Origin of the sequence: Amycolatopsis bullii (assembly GCF_014654205.1) — a bacterium.
In the GTDB taxonomy this organism is placed as follows: Bacteria; Actinomycetota; Actinomycetes; order Mycobacteriales; family Pseudonocardiaceae; genus Amycolatopsis; species Amycolatopsis plumensis.
Genome location: NZ_BNAW01000002.1, coordinates 295,800 through 314,954, shown reverse-complemented (window position 1 = coordinate 314,954; position 19,155 = coordinate 295,800). Strand labels below are relative to the sequence as shown.

The following is a 19,155-nucleotide window of genomic DNA, read 5'->3' as shown; positions in this document are numbered from 1 at the left end:
CCGGCGCGTGACCGAACCTGTCTTCGTGACCGAAACCCGGACCGCCTACGACACCGTCGCCGACTCCTACGCCGAGCAGCTGCGGGACCTGCTCGACGAGAGCCCGTGGGACCGGGCGATGCTGAGCACGTTCGCCGAACTGGTCGGGAAGAGCGGCCCGGTCGGGGACCTCGGCTGCGGCCCGGGCCGGCTGACCGGGTACCTGGCCTCGCTCGGGCTGGACGTGTTCGGCGTCGACCTCTCGCCCGGCATGGTCGAGGTGGCCCGGCGGACGCATCCCGGGCTGCGGTTCGAGGTCGGTTCGATGGCCGCCCTGGACCTCGGCGACGACACCCTGGCCGGGGTGGTGGCGTGGTATTCGCTGATCCACACTCCACCGGAAGAACTGCCGTCGGTGGTGGCGGAGCTGGCGCGGGTGCTGGCGCCGGGCGGACGGCTGCTGACCGGGTTCCAGGTCGGCGACGAGCGCCGCCGCATCACCCAGGGCTACGGCCACGACGTCGCCTTCGACGCGTACCGGCTGCAGCCGGACTTCGTGGCCGAGCTGTGCGTCGCCGCCGGGCTCGTCGTCGAGGCGCGGCTGGTCCGCGAGCCGGACGGCCCGTACGAGAAGACACCGCAGGCGTACCTGCTGGCCCGCAAGCCGGGGTGAACCCGGTCTCGCCGGCCGTCACCCGATCGGGCTAGTACGGTACTGTCGGTCCCATGGGGAGTCTCCGCTCACGAGTCTTGGGCTGGGTCGGCCGGCGCTACCTCGCCCGGCAGTCGAAAAAGGGCTTCGACCTCGAAAAGATGTCGGCCATCCTGCCCGATTCGGCGCTGCTGCCGCTGCGGCGGGAGGGCCTCGACCCGGTCCCCGCGATGGCCGCGCAGCGGAGCGAGGCGCCGATCGGCAAGCTCGACCTGCCGTTCGGGATGAACGCCTGGCTCGTCACCGGCTACGACGAAGCGAAGGCCGTGCTCGGCAAGGCGTCCGGGTTCTCCAGCGACTTCGGCAACCTGGTCGGCAACGCCGGGGTGACCGCCGACCAGAACCCGGGCGGGCTCGGTTTCGCGGACCCGCCGGTGCACACGCGGCTGCGGAAGCTGCTCACGCCGGAGTTCACCATGCGCCGGCTGAGCCGCCTGGCCCCGCGCATCGACGAGATCGTCGCCGAGCAGCTCGACGCGATGGCCGCGGCCGACGGCCCGGTCGACCTGTGGCAGGCGTTCGCGCTGCCGATCCCGTCGCTGACCATCTGCGAGCTGCTCGGCGTGTCCTATGAGGACCGCGAGGACTTCCAGCGGCTGAGCACCGCCCGCTTCGACCTCTTCGGCGGCGCCGGTGCCTCGCTCGGCGCCATGTCGGAGTCGCTGACGTACCTGCTCGACATCGTCAAGAAGCAGCGCGAACAGCCCGGCGACGGCCTGCTCGGCATGCTCATCAAGGAACACGGCGACGAGATCGACGACCGCGAGCTGGCCGGCCTGGCCGACGGCGTGCTCACCGGCGGCCTGGAGACCACGGCGAGCATGCTGGCGCTCGGCGCCCTGGTGCTGCTGCGCGACGAGAAGGCGATGGACGCCGTCCGCGGTGACGACGAGTCCGTGCACCGCTTCGTCGAGGAGCTGCTGCGCTACCTGACCGTGGTGCAGATGGCGTTCCCCCGGTTCGCCAGGGAGGACATGGAGATCGGCGGCGTGCGCATCGCCGAGGGCGACATCGTGCTGGTGTCGCTGTCCACGGCGGACCGCGACCCCAAGCTGGGCCCGGACATGGAGAAGTTCGACGCCACCCGCGAGCCGACGTCCCACCTGGCCTTCAGCTACGGCATCCACCGCTGCATCGGCGCGGAGCTGGCCCGGATGGAGCTGCGCACGGCCTACCCCGCGCTGATCCGCCGCTTCCCGAACCTGCGGCTCGCGGTGCCGGAGGAGCAGCTGTCCTTCCGTCAGGTGTCCATTGTGTACGGTCTGGACGAGCTGCCGGTGCTGGTCGACTGACGGGGGTCAGTGCGGGATGGCCCGGTGGCGACGGCGCGGGACGCGGTCCCGGTGCGCTTCGATGACGAGCGCGACCTCGGTGGCGGTGTTCGTGGTCGCGAGCTCGGCCAGGTAGCCGACCCCGGCGGCCAGGGCCGGCAGGTCCACGGCGAAGTAGACCCCCATCAGCGGGTTGACGAACAGCTCGCTGCCCGCGGTCCGGGTGCTGCCGTGCACGTCCCCGAACTCACCCCGCAGCGCGGCGGCGATCTGCCCTTGGACGATGCTCGGCCGGCCCGGGGTCGCCCGGTTCGCGTGCGCGACGGCGTCGAGGTAGACCGCCGCTTCCGGGGACGCCGACGGGATCGACAGCGCGCCCAGGTACCCGCCGGCCCGGTCGAGGGCGGCGAGGTTCTCCAGCACGTGCGCGTGGCAGACGCCGTGGAAGGCGTCGATGCCGAAGCCGAGGCTGACCACGATCCGGTCGAGGCCCTCGAGCGCGGCCACCGCGGCGAGGCTGGTCATGTCCTCCTCGGGGGTGCCGAGGCCGGATTCGTCCCCGCGCAGCAGGATGTCCGTGCCGCCGTCGACGAGCACCACCGCGTCGACGGCGAGCTGCGCGACCAGGGCTTCGTAGGCTTCCCGCAGCGGCCACGCCCCGACGCGCGGGAAGGCGTGGACGACCGGCGGCCACCCCTGCGTTCCGAGCCACCCGGCGAGGGTCCGTTCGGGGAAGTAGCCGTCGTCGCCCGCGCTGCCGGGCCGCACCCGCGCCACGTCCGGCGCGATCCAGTCGTCCAGCTCGAGGCGGTTCAGATCGCTGAACGCCAGGTTCGCGAAGCAGACCTCCTTGCCCTGGGCACGCAGCGCGAAGGCGAGCGGGAGGCCGGCGTAGACGTCGAACCCGCCGCCCGCGCCGGCGATCAGGACCCGGCGGGCGGGCCGCAGCCGGGTGAACAGCGGAGGCTCCGCGAGCGAGAACACGCCGCCATCGTACGGAGCTTTCAGCGGACGCCGCGGGGCCGGAACTGGATGCTGATCCGCGGCCCGGCCGCCCGGGTCGTCTTCGGGATCGCGTGTTCCCACGTGCGCTGGCACGAGCCGCCCATGACGATGAGGTCGCCGTGGCCGAGGGCGTAGCGGTGCGACTCGCCGCCGCCGCGGGGGCGCAGGGCCAGCTGGCGGGCCGTGCCCACCGAGAGGATCGCGACCATCGTGTCCTCGGTGCTGCCGCGGCCGATCGTGTCGCCGTGCCACGCCACGCTGTCCCGGCCGTCGCGGTAGTAACACAGGCCCGCGGTGCGGAACGGCTCGCCGAGCTCGCCCGCGTAGTGCTCGCTGAGCGCGGCGCGGGCCTCCGCCAGCACGGGATGGGGGAGGGTTTCCGTTTCGCGGTAGAAGCACAGCAGCCGCGGGACGTCGACGACCCGGTCGTACATCTTCCGCCGCTCCGCCTGCCAGGGGACGCCGGTGGCGAGTGCGGCGAACACCTCGTCGGCGCCGGCGAGCCAGCCCGGCTGCACGTCGACCCACGCGCCGGAGCCGAGCTCGGTCCGGCGCGGGGCCAGGGCGTGCAGCGTGACGGGGCCGGATTCGCCGAACAGCGAGGCCTGCAGGGCCGGAGTCGTCATGGGTCCGACCGTACACGATGTTCGAACAGATGTTCTACGTGAAACATCGCGAAAACCGTCGGTCCCCGGGTCAGCCGGTGGGCCGGTCCGCGAACCCGGGCCAGCCGCACCAGTCCGGCCGCGAGAACGACTCGGGGTGCTCGATGACCTCGAGCACCCGCCGCGCCCAGGTTGCCGCCCAGGCGTCGGCCGAGTGCTCTGCGGTCCGGGCGGCCTGGAGGAACTGGTCCCGGGGTTGGGTGTGGCCCACCATGCAGTAGAGCGCGCTGAGCGCGGTCCGGCGACCCCGGCTCGGACAATCGGGGTCCGCGACCAGCTCCAGCAGGACGGGCAGGTGGCTGGGCTCGGCCATCATCAGGTCCCAGTCCTGCACCGGCTCCGCGGCGCCGCTGTGCGCCCACGCCCGGATCTCCGCGTCGGTCGGGTCGAACGGGTCGGCGATGGCGGGCACGGCATCCATGGCGCCATGGTCGCACGGCGGTGCCGCGATCCGGGGCCGGTGCCAGCGGCGATCAGTGCGTGACGTCGTAGACGAGCTTCTGCACCCCGTTGCCGTACGCCTCGCTCTCGACCAGCTTCAGGTTCTGCTTGTCCTTGTCGGTCTCGCTGAACAGTCGCTTGCCCGCGCCGAGCAGGACCGGGAAGACCAGCAGGTGGTAGCGATCGATCAGGCCCGCGTCGGCCAGGGCGCGGTTCAGGGTGGCGCTGCCGTTGACGATGATCGGGCCGCCCTCGGTCTCCTTGAGCGCCGCGACCTCGTCCAGGGAACGCAGGATCGTCGTCTCGCCCCAGTTGTCGACCAGGTCTGCCTCGGCCAGTGTGGTCGACACGACGTACTTCGGCATCGCGTTGTAGCCGGCGAACTCGACGGTCATGCCCGGCCAGACGGGCGCGAACGCCTCGTAGCTGACCCGGCCCAGCAGCAGCGCGGTGGCTTCCTCCTGCTCGCTGCCCTTGATCGCGTAGGCGGCCGGGTCGAACTCGATGTCCTTGAACGTCCAGCCCGCGTTGCGGTAGCCCGGCTCCCCGCCGGGGGCTTCGACGACGCCGTCGAGCGAAACGAACGAGGTGGAGATCAGGGTGCGCATGCGGGGCTCCTCGGAGGGGTTGATCGTGCTTCCAAGAGTCTGTCGAACGGCACAAGCGCGATTCGACACCGCGTCCGGAGAAAACTTCCGACCGGCCGCGCGAGCGAAAAGTGGGTCTTGTCCGCCGCCGCGCGGGCTCGTACAGTCACTTCCACGCCGGATAAAGGTCTGGACCTTTGTGCGAGCCACCGCCGCCTCGAGTGACACAGGAGGTTGACGGTGCGCAGACTTCACGGTGCGGGCGTGCTCGCGGCGGCGGCGCTGGGGCTCGCGGTGTGCACCCCGGCGGCGGACGCCCAGGTCGGCACGGGTCCGTGGACGGCGGACTCGCCGGGCTACTCCGAGCAGGAGCGGGGGTGCGGGCAGATCGCCGGGCTGACGTTCCAGCTCACCTGCTCGACCGGCAGCGGCGACCAGCGCGCGGAACGCCGCTACACCACCTACACCGGCGGCACCCACCAGTTCGAAGGCTCCTTCAAGATCACCAGCATGACCGGCTCCCGGATCAGCCTCAAGCAGACCTTCCGGGACGGTTCGAACGCCGGGCCGTACTTCATGCTGGCCGTCGAGAAAGGCGGCCGGATATACGCGGTGGAGGGCGGGACGACGCTGGGCAGCGGCGCGACCGTCGGCACGTCGGTGCGGGTCAACACGATCAACCAGGTCGGCAGCTCGCACAAGGTGTACCTCAACGGCTCCCTGAAGCAGACGATCTCGAGCCCGGGCGGCAGCTACTACGACAAGTTCGGCAGCTACCGCACCTCGAGCGGCGCGGGGCCGATCACCGTGCAGTGGAGCGGGATCAAGTTCTGGCACAAGTGACCCCCGCGGCGTCCCCGGGTCACGCCGGGGGCGCCGCCCAGGCGCCGAGGTCGTCCCAGGCGGACAGCCGGCGACCGCTGGTGAAGCGGCGGTGGGCGCCGGTCAGCGGGTCGTCGAAGTCGAGCACCTTGGCCAGCAGCTGCAGGGGTTTGGTGAAGTCGCCCAGCGGTTTCTCGCGCAGGACCGGGTAGAAGTCGTCGCCGAGGATCGGGACGCCGAGGCCGCTCAGGTGCACGCGCAGCTGGTGGGTCCGGCCGGTCGAGGGGACCAGCCGGTACCGGCCCAGTCCGTCCCGGTGCTCGAGCAGCTCGACGTAGGTCTCGGCGTTGGGCTCGCCCGGCACCTCCTGGGCGGCCAGCACCCCGCGGTCCTTGACGATCCGGCTCCGAACGGTCCTCGGCAGGTCCAGGGCCGGGTCGTACGGCGCGATCGCCTCGTACTCCTTGTGCACCCGGCGGTCGCGGAACAACGTCTGGTACCTGCCGCGCAGCTCCGGCGTGATCACGAACATCACCAGCCCGGCGGTGACGCGGTCCAGGCGGTGCGCGGGGGACAGGTGCGGCAGGTCGAGGTCGCGGCGCAGCCGCACGAGCGTGGTCTCCAGGATGTGCTGCCCGCGCGGGATGGTCGCCAGGAAGTGCGGTTTGTCGACGACGAGCAGGTGCTCGTCGCGGTGCACGACGTCGATCGCGAACGGCACCGGCACCTCGTCCGGCAGGTCACGGTGGAACCAGATGAACGAGCCGGGCGCGTACGGCGTGTCGACGCCGAGCGGGCCGTCGGTGCCGTGGATGCGCTCTTCGCGCAGCATCTGCTCGATCCGCCCGGGCGAGACGCGCGGCAGCCGGTCGACGAGGTGCGCCAGCAGCGTCGGCCACTCGCCGTCGGGCAGTTTCAGCCGGGCGGGGTCCAGCCCGTGGCGGGGCGGGATCGGCGGGCGGAGCTTGCGTCTCATCGTCCCCGACTGTAACTAACCCTCGGACGGCGTCCGGTAGCGCGCGAGGTAGCGGGCGGTCGCCTCGGCGTTCTTCGCTTCGGCGGCCTCGGCGCGGATGCGGCGTCCGGTGTGGTGCGGGAAACCCTGCCGGCCGAGCCGGTGCTCGACGCTCTCCTCCATGTACGCGCACGAGTAGAAGTACGCGACCAGCGCGGCCATCAGGACCAGCGATAACCGCAGCCAGATCGAGCCGGGCAGCAGCAGCCACACCGCGCACAGCGGCGCGATGCCGATCGACCGCTGCAGCACGAAGCGGGCCCGCCAGTGCTTCGACGTCGCATCGTGCAACGCCCAATCGTTGTAGCGGGCCGGCAGCTTGACCCCGACCGCGTAGCCGAGCCAGCGGAGCACACCAGGTCGTTCCATGAGGGCTAGAGTACACTAATAGTTAGTGTACTAATTGTCTCGTGGGCCACGTTAGGATCGCGCCATGATCGACCTGGGTGAAGATCCCCTGAAGCTGGACCGGCAGGTGTGCTTCGCGCTGTCGGTGGCTTCGCGCAGCGTCATCGCGATCTACCGGCCGTTGCTGGAGCCGTACGGGCTGACCCACCCGCAGTACCTGGTGATGCTCGCCCTGTGGGAGCAGTCACCGCGGTCGGTGAAGGAGCTGGGCGAGGCCCTGCGCCACGAGCCGGCCACGCTGTCACCGCTGCTCAAGCGCCTCGAGGCGCTCGGCTACGTCGCCCGCAGCCGCAGCCGCTCGGACGAGCGTCGGCTGACGGTCGAGCTGACCGAGACCGGCCGCGCGCTGCGGGCCGAGGCGGAGAAGATCCCGTACAAGGTGGTGGAGACGCTCGGCATGGAGGTGTCCGAGCTGGAAGCGCTGCACGGCGTGCTGAGCCGCGTCATCGCCGCGACGGCCTGAGGAATGCCCGGCCGCGGAACGGAGTTGGACCCGGTGTGCTGAAGATCAGGCTGGGCGTCGCCCCGGCCGCGGGCACCGGGCCGGCGGAGTTCGCCGGGCTGGCGCAGCGGCTGGAGGACGCCGGCGTCGACTCGCTCTGGCTCTCCGAACTGGTCTACTCGCCCGAGGTCGACCCGATGATCGGGATGACGCACGCGCTGGCGCGGACCTCGAAGCTCAAGGTCGGCACCGGCGTCGCGATCCTGCCGGGCCGGCACCCCGTCTTGGTGGCCAAGCAGCTGCTCTCCCTGGCCGGGCTCGCGCCCCGGCGGGTCCTGCCCGTGTTCGGCCTGCGCCCGGCCCGCGCGGCCGAAGCCGCCCTCTTCCCGGTGCCGTCCGGCCGCCGCGCCGCGGTCTTCGATGAGTCCCTCGTGCTGCTGCGCCGGCTCCTGGAGGAGGACGAAGTGTCCTTCGACGGCGAGTTCTTCCAGCTCGAGCGGGTCCGGCTCGGTCCGCGCCCGCAGAAGCGCCTCGACGTCTGGCTGGGCGGCTCCGCCCCGGCCGCCCTGCGCCGGACGGGCCGGCTGGCGGACGGCTGGCTCGGCAGTTTCCACACGCCGTCGCAAGCCCGCGACGCCCGCATCGCCATCCAGCGGGCCGCGGCGGAGGCCGGGCGCGAGATCGAGGAGGACCACTTCGGGCTCAGCCTCGCGGTGGCCGACCGCGGGATCCCGGACGAGCTCGCTGCGGTGGCGGCCCGGCGGAACCCCGGCGTGCCACTGCCGGAGCTGGTGGCGACGAGCTGGCCGGAAGCCCGGCGGCTGGTGGAGCAACACATCGAAGCCGGGCTGTCGAAGTTCGTGATCCGGCCCGCGCACGCCGATTTCAACGGCTTCCTGGAGAAGTTCCAGGCGGAACTGGTGCCCCTGCAGAACTAGCCGTGGTTCACGTTGCCGTGGACCTGGCCGATCTGGAACGCGCTCCCGCTCACCGTCCCGCTGATCACGTTCGTCGTGCTGCCCGGTGCCGTCGGCTCGATCTTGGCCCGGGCCACGGCCAGCTCCTCCTCGTAGCCGCCGGCGCCGTGGCGCAGCAGGTCCCCGCTCGGGTTCGGGACGTACAGGTAGATCGTCCCGCGGTACTCCTTGATCGCGACGTCGGCCGGGACGACCTTCGTCGCGGGCAGCTTCGCGTATTCGCTGGCCAGCACGTCTTCGAAGACCCGCTGCGACAGCGCCACCGCGAGGAACGTCTGGTCGGGGTCGGAGCGCTCCAGCACCGAGCGCACCGGGTCGGCGTCGAGCAGCCGGTGCGTCGTGATCACGGCACTGCCGATCGCGGCGGCCGAAGTCGTGCCCGGCGCCGGTTCGAGGATCGGGCCGACGTTCAGGCTGGCCCGCATCCGCAGGCGGACCGACCGCGCGGCCGACCGCAGGCGCGCGTCCCGCTCGGCGAGCACGGCCTGCAGCTCGTCGAAGAACCGGGTCACCACCGCGGGCAGGAACCGCGGGTCGAAGCCGAGCCCGTAACCGTCGCCGGTGCCGTGCGGGAACAGCGCGGTTTCCCAGACTTCGCGCAGCCCGGCGCGGGTGAACGCCTGCGAAAGCACGTCGGGGATGGCGGCGGACACCACCGCCTGGGTGGCGGCGGGGTTGCTGCCGAACCCCTTCGTGTCGACCACCAGCAGGGCGCGGTAGGGCGGGAGTTCTTCGACGGACAAGGTCGGGCCTTCCTGGTTGCCGGTGACCTGGAGATTCTGACGGACCGCGGCCCTGCTGCTCTCGTACGTTCGAGGTAATTCCCCCGGCATCCCGTGCCGTCGCGCGCGGGCGACAGGTACACAGGGAAGTTCGGGCCTCGGGTGGGAGCTCTCGGATGACGTCTCGGAGCGGTGCCGCATCACCTTCCGAAGTGCACAACCACGTCGACGGTGGCGCGGCCGGGGTGGTGCTGCAGGCCGGGACCATCACCGGTGACGTCTGGGTCGCCGGCCCACGGTCGCCGCACCCGGTACCCCGGCAGCTGCCGCCGTCGCCGTCGCACTTCACCAGCCGGGCCGGCGAGCTCGCGGCGCTGGACGAGGTCGCCGGGCAGGAGACCGGCGGCCGGCCCGCGCTCGCCGTGCTGGTCGGGCCGGGTGGGGTCGGCAAGACCGCCCTCGCCGTCACGTGGGGCGACCGGCACGCCGGGCGCTACCCCGACGGCCAGCTCTACGCCGATCTGCGGGGGTTCTCGGCGGGGACCACGGTCCTGCCGGACGAGGCGCTCGGCGCGTTCCTGCGCGCGCTCGGCGTCGCCCCCGAGCGCGTGCCGCCCGACCTCGCCGAGCAGGCCGCGCTGTTCCGGACGCTGACCGCGGGCCGGCGGCTGCTGGTCGTGCTCGACAACGCCTTTTCGGCGGCCCAGGTCCGGCCGCTGATGCCCGCGTCCGCCGGCTGCACGGTGGTGGTGACCAGCCGGCTGCGGCTGGACGGCCTGGTCTCCGAGGGCGCGCGCTTCCTCGACGTGGCACCGCTTTCCCAGCCGCACGCCGTGGAGCTCGTGGTGAACGCGGTGGGCCGGACCCGGGTCGCCGGCGAGCTCGACGAGGTGGCCGAGCTGGCCGCGCTGTGCGGACGGCTGCCGATCGCGCTGCGCGTGGCGGCCGCCCGGCTGGCGTCCCGGCCCCGGTGGCAGGTGGCCCGGGTGGTGGCCGAACTCGGCGACGAACGCTCGCGGCTGAGCCGGCTGTCGGCGGAGGGTGCCGCCCCGGTGGCGGCGATGTTCGACTGGTCGTACCGGGCGTTGCCGGAACCGGCGGCCAAGCTGTACCGGTTGCTGGGCGAGTTCCCGGGCCCCGCGTTCGGCGTCGAGATCGCCACCGCGGCGACCGAGCTGCCCGATCCCGCCGAAGGCCTCCAGCAGCTCGTCGACGCAAGTCTGCTGGAAGAGGTCGACGAGTTCCGCTACCGCTTCCACGACCTCGTCCGGCTGCACGCCCGTGCCCAGCGCGACGACGACCGCGCCGAGGTGGTGCCGCGGGTGGCGACCTGGTACCTGCACGCGCTGACGCGGGCGAACATGGTCGTCATCCCGATCCGCTGGCGGGTCAGCCCGGTGTGCGAGCAGTACCGCGGCACCCCGCCCGCGTTCGGCTCCGGCCGGGCCGCGCTCGACTGGCTCGACGCGCAGCTGCCGAACGTGCTGGCCGTGCTCGAGGAAGCGGACGCGCAGCGCCACGACGAGGTGGCCTGGCAGCTGTGCGAGGCGTTGTGGGAGCTGTTCCTGCACCGGAAGCACTTCCCGCGGTGGCTGCGCTCGCACGAGCTCGGGATCGCCGCGGCGCAGCGGTGCCGCAACGCCGTCGCGGAGTCGCGGCTGCGCTGCCAGCTGGGCCGCGCCCACCTGGACCTGGGCCGGTTCGAGGCGGCGGAGCGGGAGTGCGAGCGCGCGCTGGAGCTGGCGCGGGCGGCGGGGAGCCGGCCCAACGAATCGGTGGCGCTGGACCAGCTCGGCACGGCGGCGCAGGGCCGCGGCGACGTCCAAGCCGCGATCGACCACTACACCGCCAGCATGGCGATCGAAGCGGAGCTGGGCATCGACCGCGGCGTCGCGCAGCGGCACCGCCGGATCGGCGAGGTGCTGGCGCAGGCCAGCCGGGACGCCGAAGCGGCCGAGCACCTGGAAACCGCCCGGCGGATGTTCGCGGAGATGGGCGACGAGAAGGACGAGGCGAAGGTGCTGGTGGGCCTCGCCCGCCTGGACGCCCGCGGCGGCGACGTCGCCTCGGCGGAGCGGCGCCTGGAGCGGGCCTGGACGGTCCTGTCGGAATCGGGCTCATCGTTCTACCAGGCGGACGTTCTGGTCGGCTTCGCCGACGTGGCGGAGCACGGCGACGACCGGGCGGCGGCACGCGGCCACCTCGCCGAGGCACTGAAGCTCTACGAGCAGGTCGGCGGGCCGCAGGTGGAGCGCGTCCGGGCCCGGCTGGAGCGTTACGACGCCGAGGTCGCCGAGCCGCCGCCCGCCGACCACCCAGACGTGGGCGGCGACGGCGGCGAACTCACCGCCGACGACGGCGAGGCCACCGGAGCGGTCCCCGACGACGCTGCCGACGGCGGCGACGGAGAGCCCCGGCAGGTCGGCGAATGACCGGGCGATGAGCGCGCGGGCGTCGGCCAACGCCGGGGTGGCGGCGTGCACGAGGACGTCCGCCAGCGCCGGGCACTGGCCGCACCCGGCGGTGGCGAAGCTGCCCTGCGCGCCGGAGGCCAGTGCGTAGGTCCAGAGCAGCGGCGGGTTCCTCACCCGCGTGGCCGGGTCCGGGGCAGCGGGATCAGCGGCCAGGTCGTGCACCGGGGTAGCGGCGCGGGGGACACCGGCACGGCCCGGGCGGGTTCGCCGAGGCCGAGCAGGGCGTACATCTCCTGCCGGAGGATCTTCCCGGCTTGCCCGGGGCGCGAAGTCAGCAGGCCGGCGATGTGGGCGCCGAGGCCGTGGCGCTGCGCTTCCCGCGCGGCTTCGAGCTGGGGGAGGAGCGGTCGGCTCCGGTCCCACAGCGGCGTCTCCGCGGCCAGCACCGCGGTGGGGCTGCCCGGCAGCAGCGGCTGGGCGTCGTGGGGAATCCGGAGAACGGGGGTACCGGCCCCGGCCGCGAAAGTGCCGACGGAGGTGTAGTCGGCCAGCACGACGTCGGCGGCGGTGACGGCCCCGCGCCAGTCGCTGTGCGGAGCCAGCACGACGAGCCCGGCTTCGATGGCGTCGGCGAGCCAGCCGAGCACCTGACCGGTGCCGTGCTGCGACCAGATCTGCGGGTGGAGAGACGCGACCACCCGTGCGTCCGGTGCCGCGTCGACGATGTGCCGGAAGAGGTCCGGGTTGCTGCCGAAGCCGGAGCGGGCGGACCAGGACACGGTGACGCAGATGATCTCCCGGTCGCCCGTGACGCCGAGGGCCCGCCGGTACTGGTCCCGGTAGGGAGCACTGGCGACGAGCCGGTCGAAGGCGACGTCCCCGGTGACGACGGCGTGGGGAACGGCCTGGGGGCAGAGCTCGGCGAGGAGGTCCAGTTCCCGCTGGTGGGTGAGCACGATCCGGTCGGCGAGGACCCGCCCGTCTCGCAGCAGCTGCTCGGGGTGCAGGCCGGTGATGAGCTCGCCGGAGCGGTACTGCCCGAGGCCGCCACCGTGGGGGACCAGGAGCTTGGGACCGCGCACGGCGTCGAGACCGCGGTTGCTTCCGGCGAGGACGAGGCCGTGCGTGGTCCGGGCGGCCTGCTGCTTGGGCAGGAGGAGCCCGCCGTGCGCCCGGACCAGGTCGGCAGCGTCGGGCCGGTCTTCGCCGTCTTCCGGCACGGTGAAGATGCATTGCACCCGGTGGTCGGTTTCGAGGAGCGGGACGAGGTCCTCGAGCCGGATGAGCGCGACGATGTGCGGGGCGAGGAAGAGCGCGGACTCGCCGATCCGGGTCGCCCAGCGCCGATCGGAGTCATCGCGCACCCCGTCTTCGCCGGTCATTGTGGCCACCCCGCGAGGTGTGCGGCGTAGCGCAGCGCACGGGTGCGGTGGCGGGTGACGGTCGACGGGCGGACCCGGACCGACCGGCCGGTGCGGATTCGGGACGATCGGCGGCCGGCGGGGACTGCGGCTCTCATCGTGCCTCCTGGAACGTGTCGGCGGGCGCTGCCGACGGGCTCGGACATGGGCGGCGGCCGCGCATCGGCGCGGTCGAGGTGCACCAGCCGGCTCGGTCTGGCCGAGGCCGGCGGGATGGCGCGGACAACCCTGTCCTTCGGAGAGGCACTCGCGAGCCGGTGGGCGGCTCTGAGTCACCCGGTAAGGGTGATTTCACGGTCCGGAGAGATGATCTCGGGTCTTTAGCCGGGACGGCGGCACGACTCCAGGTCGGGGAGTCGTATGCTGTCGGCTCGGCAGTAAGTCCGCGCTCGCGTCAGGTGGGCGGAGGTTATTGCCTTGCGGAAGCGGTCCCTGGTGGCAGCCGGGGGCCGTTTCTCTACGTTTGTCTCATCAGTCGTCCAGCCTTTCCAATGCTTTGTCGATCACCGCGGGGGTTTCGTCCGCGGAAAGCGCTGCCTCCTCGAGTCCGTAGAACAGCTGGATGAACTCGGCGGCCTTGACGGCCCCGGTGACGTCGTCGAAGAACTGGTCGCCGTCGGGTTGCTCCACGTCGAGGAACAAATCGTTCGACTGCTCGGACAGCTGAAGCAGTTCGAAGGAGCTTTGCATCCCGCGTACCCAGCCGGCCTTGTACGGCAGGACCTGCAGGGTCACGTTGGGTTGCTGAGAGACGTCGCGAAGGTGTTGCAGCTGCTTCCGCCACACGCCGGCATCGGTGACGCGACGGTGCAGCACCGATTCGTCGAGGATGAAGAAGTTCTCCAGATCCGGGTCGGCCAACCGTTGCTGGCGATCCCGGCGCAACCGGACGTGCAGGTCCGCCAGCTCCGGTTTCCCGGATGCGGTCAGGGCCAGCGAACTCGTGTAGTCGGGTATCTGCAGCAGGCCCGGGACCACGAGCAGCTGATACTGGCGCAGGACCACCGCGGCCGACTCGAGGCCGAGGAACTTCACGAATTCGGGGCTGTTCGTCCGCCGGTACTGGTCCCACCAGCCGGGTTCCTTCCCGGCTTTCGCCATCGCGACGTACTTTTCGACGCGATCCCGGTCGGTGATGCCGTAGTGCAGCAGGAGGGCTTTGAGGTCGGTGATCGACAGGCCGACCGTGCCGCCTTCGATGCGGATCAGCTTCGAGACGGACCAGTCGAGTGCCTCGGCGACTTCTTTCTGGGTGAGCTGCAGGGCTTCTCGCGCCTCCTTCATTTCCGCCAGCACCCGCCGCTGGCTGGTTACTGGCGAGTGAGCCCTAGTCATGATCGGTTTACGCTCCTGTTGCTTTCGTCGAGATGGCGATCTGCCACCTGGCAGAACGATAGCAATAGCTGTGGCGCATGTCACTTTGAGGGTGGGCAGACTGCTTGAAGGAGGTATGAGACCTGTCGTTCGGGCAGGACGCAGTCGGCGTCCGGACAGCAAAATCCCCTGGTCAGCGCGGTGGCGCGCCGCCAGGGGCCGGGGTGTGATCAGGAGTGGCAGTCGAGGAAAGCGCGCCAGGCGGCGCACGGGAGGGACAGCTGGGCGCCGGGGTTCTTCGAGTCGCGAAGCAGCACCCTGCCCGCTGTCGTGGCTACTTCCACGCAGTCCTTGTCTTCGCCACCGCTGCCGCTGGCCGAGCTCTTGACCCAGACCGGGCATGGGGTGTCGGTCTCGGTGGCGGGCTGCCCGAACGGTTCGGCCACGTGCGTCCCCCGGTTCTCGACGGGTAGCTGCGGAACGTGACGGTGCAACACCGCCGAGAGAAGGATAACCCATGGTCCACAGGTTTGTTGTGGATCGATTCCGGGTCAAATCCGGGACATTCCCCGACGGCCGGACGTGCTGCACATGCACAATTCCGTGCAGATGGGCGTTCGTCCCGAGTGCCCCGAAGTATGAGCGGATACCCTGGTGTGCCGGGAGAATCCGCCGGGTGACCGGTGTTCGGCCACGAATTCCGGCTCGTCGGGGAAAGCGGGATCAGAACTCCAGCTGCTCCGTCTTCCGCGGCATGAGCAACAGCGCCCCCACCGAAAGCACAGCCACCGCGAACAATCCCAAGAACACATAGTGCGTCGCATCCGCCAACGCCCCGCGCACGAACACGGCAGCCGCCGAGTCGGCGTGGCCGCCACCCAGTACCAGGCTCGTCGCGTCCACCGAGGGCGGCAGCGGCCCCACCCCCGGCGGCGGCGAAGCGAACCGCGAAGCCAGCGTCGCGTTGGCGATCGCCCCGAACACCGCCGCTCCGACCGCGCTGCCCAGTGAGCGGCTGAACAGGTTCGTCGCGGTCACCACGCCCCGGCGGTCCCAGCCCACCACCGACTGGATCGCGACCAGTGTCGGGCTCGCCGCCAGGCCCAGCCCGATCCCGAGCACGAACGCCGCGAAAGCCGCCGCCCACAGCGACGATCGCGCGTCCAGCAGGGCCACCAGGACGCCGCCCGCGATGATGAACACGCTGCCGATCAACGCCGTGTCGCGGAAGCCGATGCGCAGGTAGATCTTGCCCGCCAGGGACGCCGAAATCGGCCAGCCCACCGTCAGTGCCGCCACCGCGAAGCCCGCCACCAGCGCGCCCGCGCCGAGCACCCCTTGGGCGTACGTCGGCAGGTACGACGTCAGTCCCATCAGGACCGCGCCGACCACGACCGCCACCAGGTTGCCGCCCACCAGGATCCGGCGGGTGAACACCCACAGCGGCAGCACCGGCTCGGCCGCGCGCTTCTCCGCCAGCACGAACGCCACCAGGAGCAGCACGCCCGAGACGAAGATCGCCACGCTCGCCGGCGAGCCCCACGCCCACGCGACGCCGCCCTCGAGCAGGCCGAGGATGATCAGGGAACAGCCGACGGTGAGCAGGCCCGCGCCCAGGTAGTCGACCTTGTGCGGCTTGCGTTCCACGCGCTCGGCGAAGCCGCGGAACAGCATCCACGCCGCGATCGCGCCCAGCGGCAGGTTGATGAAGAAGATCCAGCGCCAGTCCAGGTACTCGGCGAAGACGCCGCCGAGCGTCGGGCCGATCACCGAAGCCGCGCCCCAGACGCTGGCCACGTAGCCCTGCACCCGCGCGCGTTCCTCCACCGTGTACAGGTCGCCGATCACCGTCATCGACATCGGCTGGATCGCGCCGGCGCCGATGCCCTGGACCGCCCGGGCGGCGATCAGCACCGGCATGCTCCACGCGGCGCCGCACAGCACCGAGCCGACCAGGAACGCCGCGATCCCGAAGAACATCACCGGCCGCCGGCCGAGCACGTCGGCGAACTTGCCGTACAGCGGCACCGTCACCGCCTGGGTGAGCAGGTAGATCGAGAACAGCCACGGGAACTGCGCGAAGCCGCCGAGGTCGCGCACCACCGACGGGACGGCGGTCGCGATGATCGTGCTGTCGAGGGCGACCAGCGCCGTGCTGAGCATGACCGCGATCAGCACCGGGCCGCGCTCGGACCGGAAGCCGACCCCACTGGTGGCGGCGGACGTCGTCATCGGCGGGGTGCTCCCTGGAACGGTCATGACCGGAGTCAACTACTTTGCAGTCCTAAGCATTCCATCCCGGCGGCACCGGCCCCAGCGAATTTCCCGGCGCCCGTGGCGCAAGATGGTCAGGATGAGCGACTGGATCCGGCCGATCGGGCGGGGCTGGGTGGTCCGCGACGCGGTCCCCGGCCCCGACGTCGACGAGTTCGCCGAGCCCGAGCGGGTGATCGCCGCGCTGGCCGCGCCCGGCGCCGCGGACAGCCTGCTGGCCGTGCAGCACCCCGCCCGCACCCCCGCCGCCCTCGCGTGCGGTCTCGACCTGACGGCCGCCGTCCCGATCGCCCGCGCCGTGCTCGAACGGCTCCGCAAGCGGTTCTACCGGCCGGTGCGCGGCTTCGTCGCGCCCTACCGCGTCGAAGGGCCGGACGGGGTGGCGCTCGGCCTGCTCTGCCTGGTCGACCCGGCCGCGGTGGCCGACGACGGCGCCGCGCGCGTCCGCCACACCGAGGACGTCTACCCCGACGTCGTCGCCGAACGGGCCGCGGTGCTCGCCGGGCTGGGCTGCGCGACGAGCGCGGCGATGCTCGTCCCGGCCGCCGGCGGCCCGGAGCTGACCGAGCAGGTCGAGCAGGCCTGCGCCGGCCTCGGCCTGCCCGATCTGTCCACTTCGGACGCGGCCGGGCGGCGGCACGACCTCTGGGTGGTGCCGGAAGGGCCGCTGCAGAGCCGCCTGCTGGCCGCGGTGGCCGGCACGGACCTGCTGGTCGCGGACGGCAACCACCGCGTGGCCGCCGCGGCGGCAGCCGGCCACGGCGCGCTGCTCGCCCTGGTCACCGCGGGACCGGCGCTGGAGATCGGGGCCATCCACCGCGTTCTCACCGGCACCGGCCTCGGCCCGGAGGACCTGGTGACGCGCTGGTGCGCGGCGGGCCTGGACGTCCGTTACGACGAGCACGCCGTGCCGGTCACCGGCGAGGCCGTGGTGCGGGCCGGCGCGGCGGTGCTGCGGGTGCCGCTCCCGGCCCGGGACGGCCCCGGTCCGGTGATCGACCACGAGCTCGTCGAGCAGGTCCTGTTCGCCCGCGCGCTCGGCGTCGACCCCGACGGGCCGTGCGTCCGCCCGCTCCCGGCCGGGCGCCCGCTCCCGCCGGACGCCGACGCGGTGGTGCTGCTGGCGCCGGTGAGCTACGCCGACGTCCTCGCGGTGCACGCGGCCGGCCGCCGGATGCCGCGGAAGGCCACGTACTTCACGCCGAAGCCGCGCAGCGGGCTCGTGCTGGCGGAGCTTTAGCGGGCGTCCCACCAGTTCAGGATCCGGGTGGCGAACAGCGTCAGCCACTTCGACGGCTGCCCGGCCGGGACGTCCACCGCGAACCACACCCGGCCGGCGTCCGTCCGCTGCTGCAGCCAGCTCCCGTCCGGTTGCCGAGCCTCCCGGATCAGCGCGATCGCCTCGGCCATCCGTTCGTCCGGCCGGCCGGCGTCGTGGAAGTAGGCGGCCGCGTTGAGCACGTCGTAGCGCCAGCGGAACGGGTAGCCGAACTCCGTCACCCACGGCCCGATCGGCGTACCCGTGGACCGGCGGCGGAACAGCCCGCGCTCCAGCAGGTACTCCTCGCCCGAGTGGCGTGCCGCCCGGGAAGCCGGGGTGCCGCCCGTCACGGTCTCGTACGCCAGGAGGCCCTTGAGCGCGTTGAGCGTCGAGTGGACCGACGAGCGCGTCGCCCCTTCCACCCACGCGCAGTTCCAGCCGCCGTCCGGCAGCCGGTGCCCGGCGAACCAGTCGGCGATGCCCTCGACGTCCGCGCCCAGCCAGACCCCGTTGGCCAGGGTCCAGCCGTTGATGCAGCAGTCGACTTCGCCGCCCCAGTACGGCAGGTCGTCGTATTCCCAGCGGCAGTTCCGGGCGAGCAGCTCGGCCGTGCCGCGCAGCACCGCGGCGTCGAGGCCCCATTCGCGCAGCGCGTTCAGCGACCACGTGGTCGCCGTCCACGGCTGCGGTTCGTCACCGGTGAAGCCCGCCGGGAAGTAGGCGCCGCCGGCCCACCGGCCGTCGGGGTCCTGCGCCGACAGCAGGCGAGCGCCGAACCCCTCCGAAGCAATCCGAGCCCGCGTCGCCTCCCAGACCTCCGGCGGCTCGCCCGCCAGGTCGCGCTCCACCTGCCAGCGCAGGGCCGGGTCGGAGTCGCGCAACCAGGCGAGCAGGTCCACTAGGCCCCCGTGACGCCGTCGATGGCCTCACGCAGGAAGTCCGCGTGGCCGTTGTGCCGGGCGTACTCGTGGATCATGTGCAGCATCACCAGCCGCAGCGAGACGTCCTCGCCCCAGCGCGGCTGGTGGCCGGTGACGTCGAGGGACTCGGCGGCTTCTTCGATCTTGCGCGATTGCTCGACCTCGGCCTGCCACGCCTCGAAGGCTTCGGCGCGGGTCGACGAACTCGCGTCGTAGGCGGCCTGGAAGTCGCCCTCGTCCGACCACCGCAGCGGGATGTCCTCGGCGTTGATCACCCGCCGGAACCAGGTGCGCTCGACTTCGGCCATGTGCCGGACCAGGCCGAGCAGGGACAACGTGGACGGCGGGCTCGACGCGCGGCGGAGGTCCTCGTCGGACAGTCCGTCGCACTTCATCGCGAGGGTGGCGCGGTGGAAGTCGAGGAAGGTGCGGAGCATTTCGCGCTCGCCCCCGGTCAGGGGCGGTGCGGGGCGTTCGGTGGTCACGAGGGACTGTGTATCACGCC

Annotated in this window: 21 protein-coding genes; 8 read left to right on the top strand and 13 right to left on the bottom strand. The window is 72.1% G+C overall.

Annotated elements, in window-relative coordinates:
• The first annotated feature begins 7 nt into the window (after positions 1-7).
• Positions 8-652 carry a class I SAM-dependent DNA methyltransferase gene (locus IE317_RS03955; RefSeq protein WP_191306649.1) on the top strand — a complete coding sequence of 215 codons (645 nt, stop codon included), beginning with the start codon at positions 8-10 and terminating at the stop codon, positions 650-652.
• A gap of 53 nt (positions 653-705) precedes the next feature.
• Positions 706-1,983, top strand: a complete 1,278-nt coding sequence (locus IE317_RS03950; protein ID WP_191306648.1) for a cytochrome P450 — start codon at positions 706-708, stop codon at positions 1,981-1,983.
• A gap of 6 nt (positions 1,984-1,989) precedes the next feature.
• Here the strand turns inward: IE317_RS03950 and IE317_RS03945 are convergent, their stop codons facing one another.
• From IE317_RS03945 to IE317_RS03930, 4 genes are all read right to left on the bottom strand, one after another.
• Positions 1,990-2,946, bottom strand: a complete 957-nt coding sequence (locus tag IE317_RS03945) for a DUF1152 domain-containing protein (RefSeq protein ID WP_191306647.1) — start codon at positions 2,944-2,946, stop codon at positions 1,990-1,992.
• 20 nt (positions 2,947-2,966) lie between these two features.
• Positions 2,967-3,593, bottom strand: a complete 627-nt coding sequence (locus IE317_RS03940; protein WP_191306646.1) for an alpha-ketoglutarate-dependent dioxygenase AlkB — start codon at positions 3,591-3,593, stop codon at positions 2,967-2,969.
• Between the two features lie 70 nt (positions 3,594-3,663).
• Complete coding sequence (locus tag IE317_RS03935; RefSeq protein ID WP_191306645.1) at positions 3,664-4,053, bottom strand: hypothetical protein; 390 nt, start codon at positions 4,051-4,053, stop codon at positions 3,664-3,666.
• 52 nt (positions 4,054-4,105) lie between these two features.
• Positions 4,106-4,681, bottom strand: coding sequence for a dihydrofolate reductase family protein (locus IE317_RS03930; RefSeq protein ID WP_191306644.1), 576 nt, complete (start codon positions 4,679-4,681; stop codon positions 4,106-4,108).
• A 243-nt stretch (positions 4,682-4,924) separates the two neighbouring features.
• On the opposite strand from IE317_RS03930, the gene IE317_RS03925 reads away from it, so the two are divergent.
• Positions 4,925-5,503 carry a hypothetical protein gene (locus tag IE317_RS03925; protein WP_191306804.1) on the top strand — a complete coding sequence of 193 codons (579 nt, stop codon included), beginning with the start codon at positions 4,925-4,927 and terminating at the stop codon, positions 5,501-5,503.
• Between the two features lie 19 nt (positions 5,504-5,522).
• Here IE317_RS03925 and IE317_RS03920 read toward each other — a convergent pair whose 3' ends face one another.
• Both IE317_RS03920 and IE317_RS03915 read right to left on the bottom strand, forming a co-directional pair.
• Positions 5,523-6,458, bottom strand: a complete 936-nt coding sequence (locus IE317_RS03920) for an RluA family pseudouridine synthase (protein ID WP_191306643.1) — start codon at positions 6,456-6,458, stop codon at positions 5,523-5,525.
• A gap of 15 nt (positions 6,459-6,473) precedes the next feature.
• Positions 6,474-6,851 carry a DUF5313 domain-containing protein gene (locus IE317_RS03915; RefSeq protein WP_191306803.1) on the bottom strand — a complete coding sequence of 126 codons (378 nt, stop codon included), beginning with the start codon at positions 6,849-6,851 and terminating at the stop codon, positions 6,474-6,476.
• Positions 6,852-6,930: 79 nt separating this feature from the next.
• On the opposite strand from IE317_RS03915, the gene IE317_RS03910 reads away from it, so the two are divergent.
• Together IE317_RS03910 and IE317_RS03905 are read left to right on the top strand one after the other, a co-directional pair.
• Positions 6,931-7,368, top strand: a complete 438-nt coding sequence (locus IE317_RS03910) for a MarR family winged helix-turn-helix transcriptional regulator (protein WP_191306642.1) — start codon at positions 6,931-6,933, stop codon at positions 7,366-7,368.
• A 35-nt stretch (positions 7,369-7,403) separates the two neighbouring features.
• Complete coding sequence (locus IE317_RS03905; protein ID WP_191306641.1) at positions 7,404-8,285, top strand: TIGR03854 family LLM class F420-dependent oxidoreductase; 882 nt, start codon at positions 7,404-7,406, stop codon at positions 8,283-8,285.
• Here IE317_RS03905 and IE317_RS03900 read toward each other — a convergent pair.
• The gene (locus IE317_RS03900) at positions 8,282-9,067 is read right to left on the bottom strand and encodes a hypothetical protein (protein ID WP_191306640.1); all 786 of its coding nucleotides are present in this window, start codon (positions 9,065-9,067) and stop codon (positions 8,282-8,284) included. The genes IE317_RS03905 and IE317_RS03900 overlap by 4 nt on opposite strands.
• A 191-nt stretch (positions 9,068-9,258) precedes the next feature.
• On the opposite strand from IE317_RS03900, the gene IE317_RS03895 reads away from it, so the two are divergent.
• Positions 9,259-11,478: an ATP-binding protein gene (locus tag IE317_RS03895; RefSeq protein ID WP_191306639.1), complete on the top strand. Its 2,220-nt coding sequence runs from the start codon at positions 9,259-9,261 to the stop codon at positions 11,476-11,478.
• Positions 11,479-11,485: 7 nt separating this feature from the next.
• Complete coding sequence (locus IE317_RS45045) at positions 11,486-11,608, top strand: hypothetical protein (RefSeq protein WP_268246848.1); 123 nt, start codon at positions 11,486-11,488, stop codon at positions 11,606-11,608.
• A 22-nt stretch (positions 11,609-11,630) separates the two neighbouring features.
• Here the strand turns inward: IE317_RS45045 and IE317_RS03890 are convergent, their stop codons facing one another.
• The 4 genes from IE317_RS03890 to IE317_RS03875 form a co-directional block, all read right to left on the bottom strand.
• Positions 11,631-12,842: a hypothetical protein gene (locus IE317_RS03890; protein ID WP_191306638.1), complete on the bottom strand. Its 1,212-nt coding sequence runs from the start codon at positions 12,840-12,842 to the stop codon at positions 11,631-11,633.
• Positions 12,843-13,352: 510 nt separating this feature from the next.
• A complete protein-coding gene (locus IE317_RS03885) occupies positions 13,353-14,165 on the bottom strand; it encodes a helix-turn-helix domain-containing protein (RefSeq protein ID WP_191306637.1) in 813 nt (270 codons plus the stop codon).
• A 260-nt stretch (positions 14,166-14,425) separates the two neighbouring features.
• Positions 14,426-14,641, bottom strand: coding sequence for a DUF397 domain-containing protein (locus IE317_RS03880; protein ID WP_191306636.1), 216 nt, complete (start codon positions 14,639-14,641; stop codon positions 14,426-14,428).
• Between the two features lie 277 nt (positions 14,642-14,918).
• A complete protein-coding gene (locus IE317_RS03875) occupies positions 14,919-16,427 on the bottom strand; it encodes an MDR family MFS transporter (protein ID WP_191306802.1) in 1,509 nt (502 codons plus the stop codon).
• Positions 16,428-16,548: 121 nt separating this feature from the next.
• On the opposite strand from IE317_RS03875, the gene IE317_RS03870 reads away from it, so the two are divergent.
• Complete coding sequence (locus tag IE317_RS03870; RefSeq protein WP_191306635.1) at positions 16,549-17,709, top strand: DUF1015 family protein; 1,161 nt, start codon at positions 16,549-16,551, stop codon at positions 17,707-17,709.
• On the opposite strand, the gene IE317_RS03865 is transcribed toward IE317_RS03870, so the two are convergent.
• On the bottom strand, positions 17,706-18,629 hold the full coding sequence (locus IE317_RS03865; protein ID WP_191306634.1) for a squalene cyclase: 924 nt from the start codon (positions 18,627-18,629) through the stop codon (positions 17,706-17,708). The two genes, IE317_RS03870 and IE317_RS03865, sit on opposite strands and share 4 nt — an antisense overlap.
• Entirely contained in the window at positions 18,629-19,135 is a 507-nt protein-coding gene (locus IE317_RS03860; protein WP_191306633.1) for a DinB family protein, read from the bottom strand. Before IE317_RS03860 ends, IE317_RS03865 begins: the two co-directional genes overlap by 1 nt.
• Between the last annotated feature and the right edge of the window lie 20 nt (positions 19,136-19,155).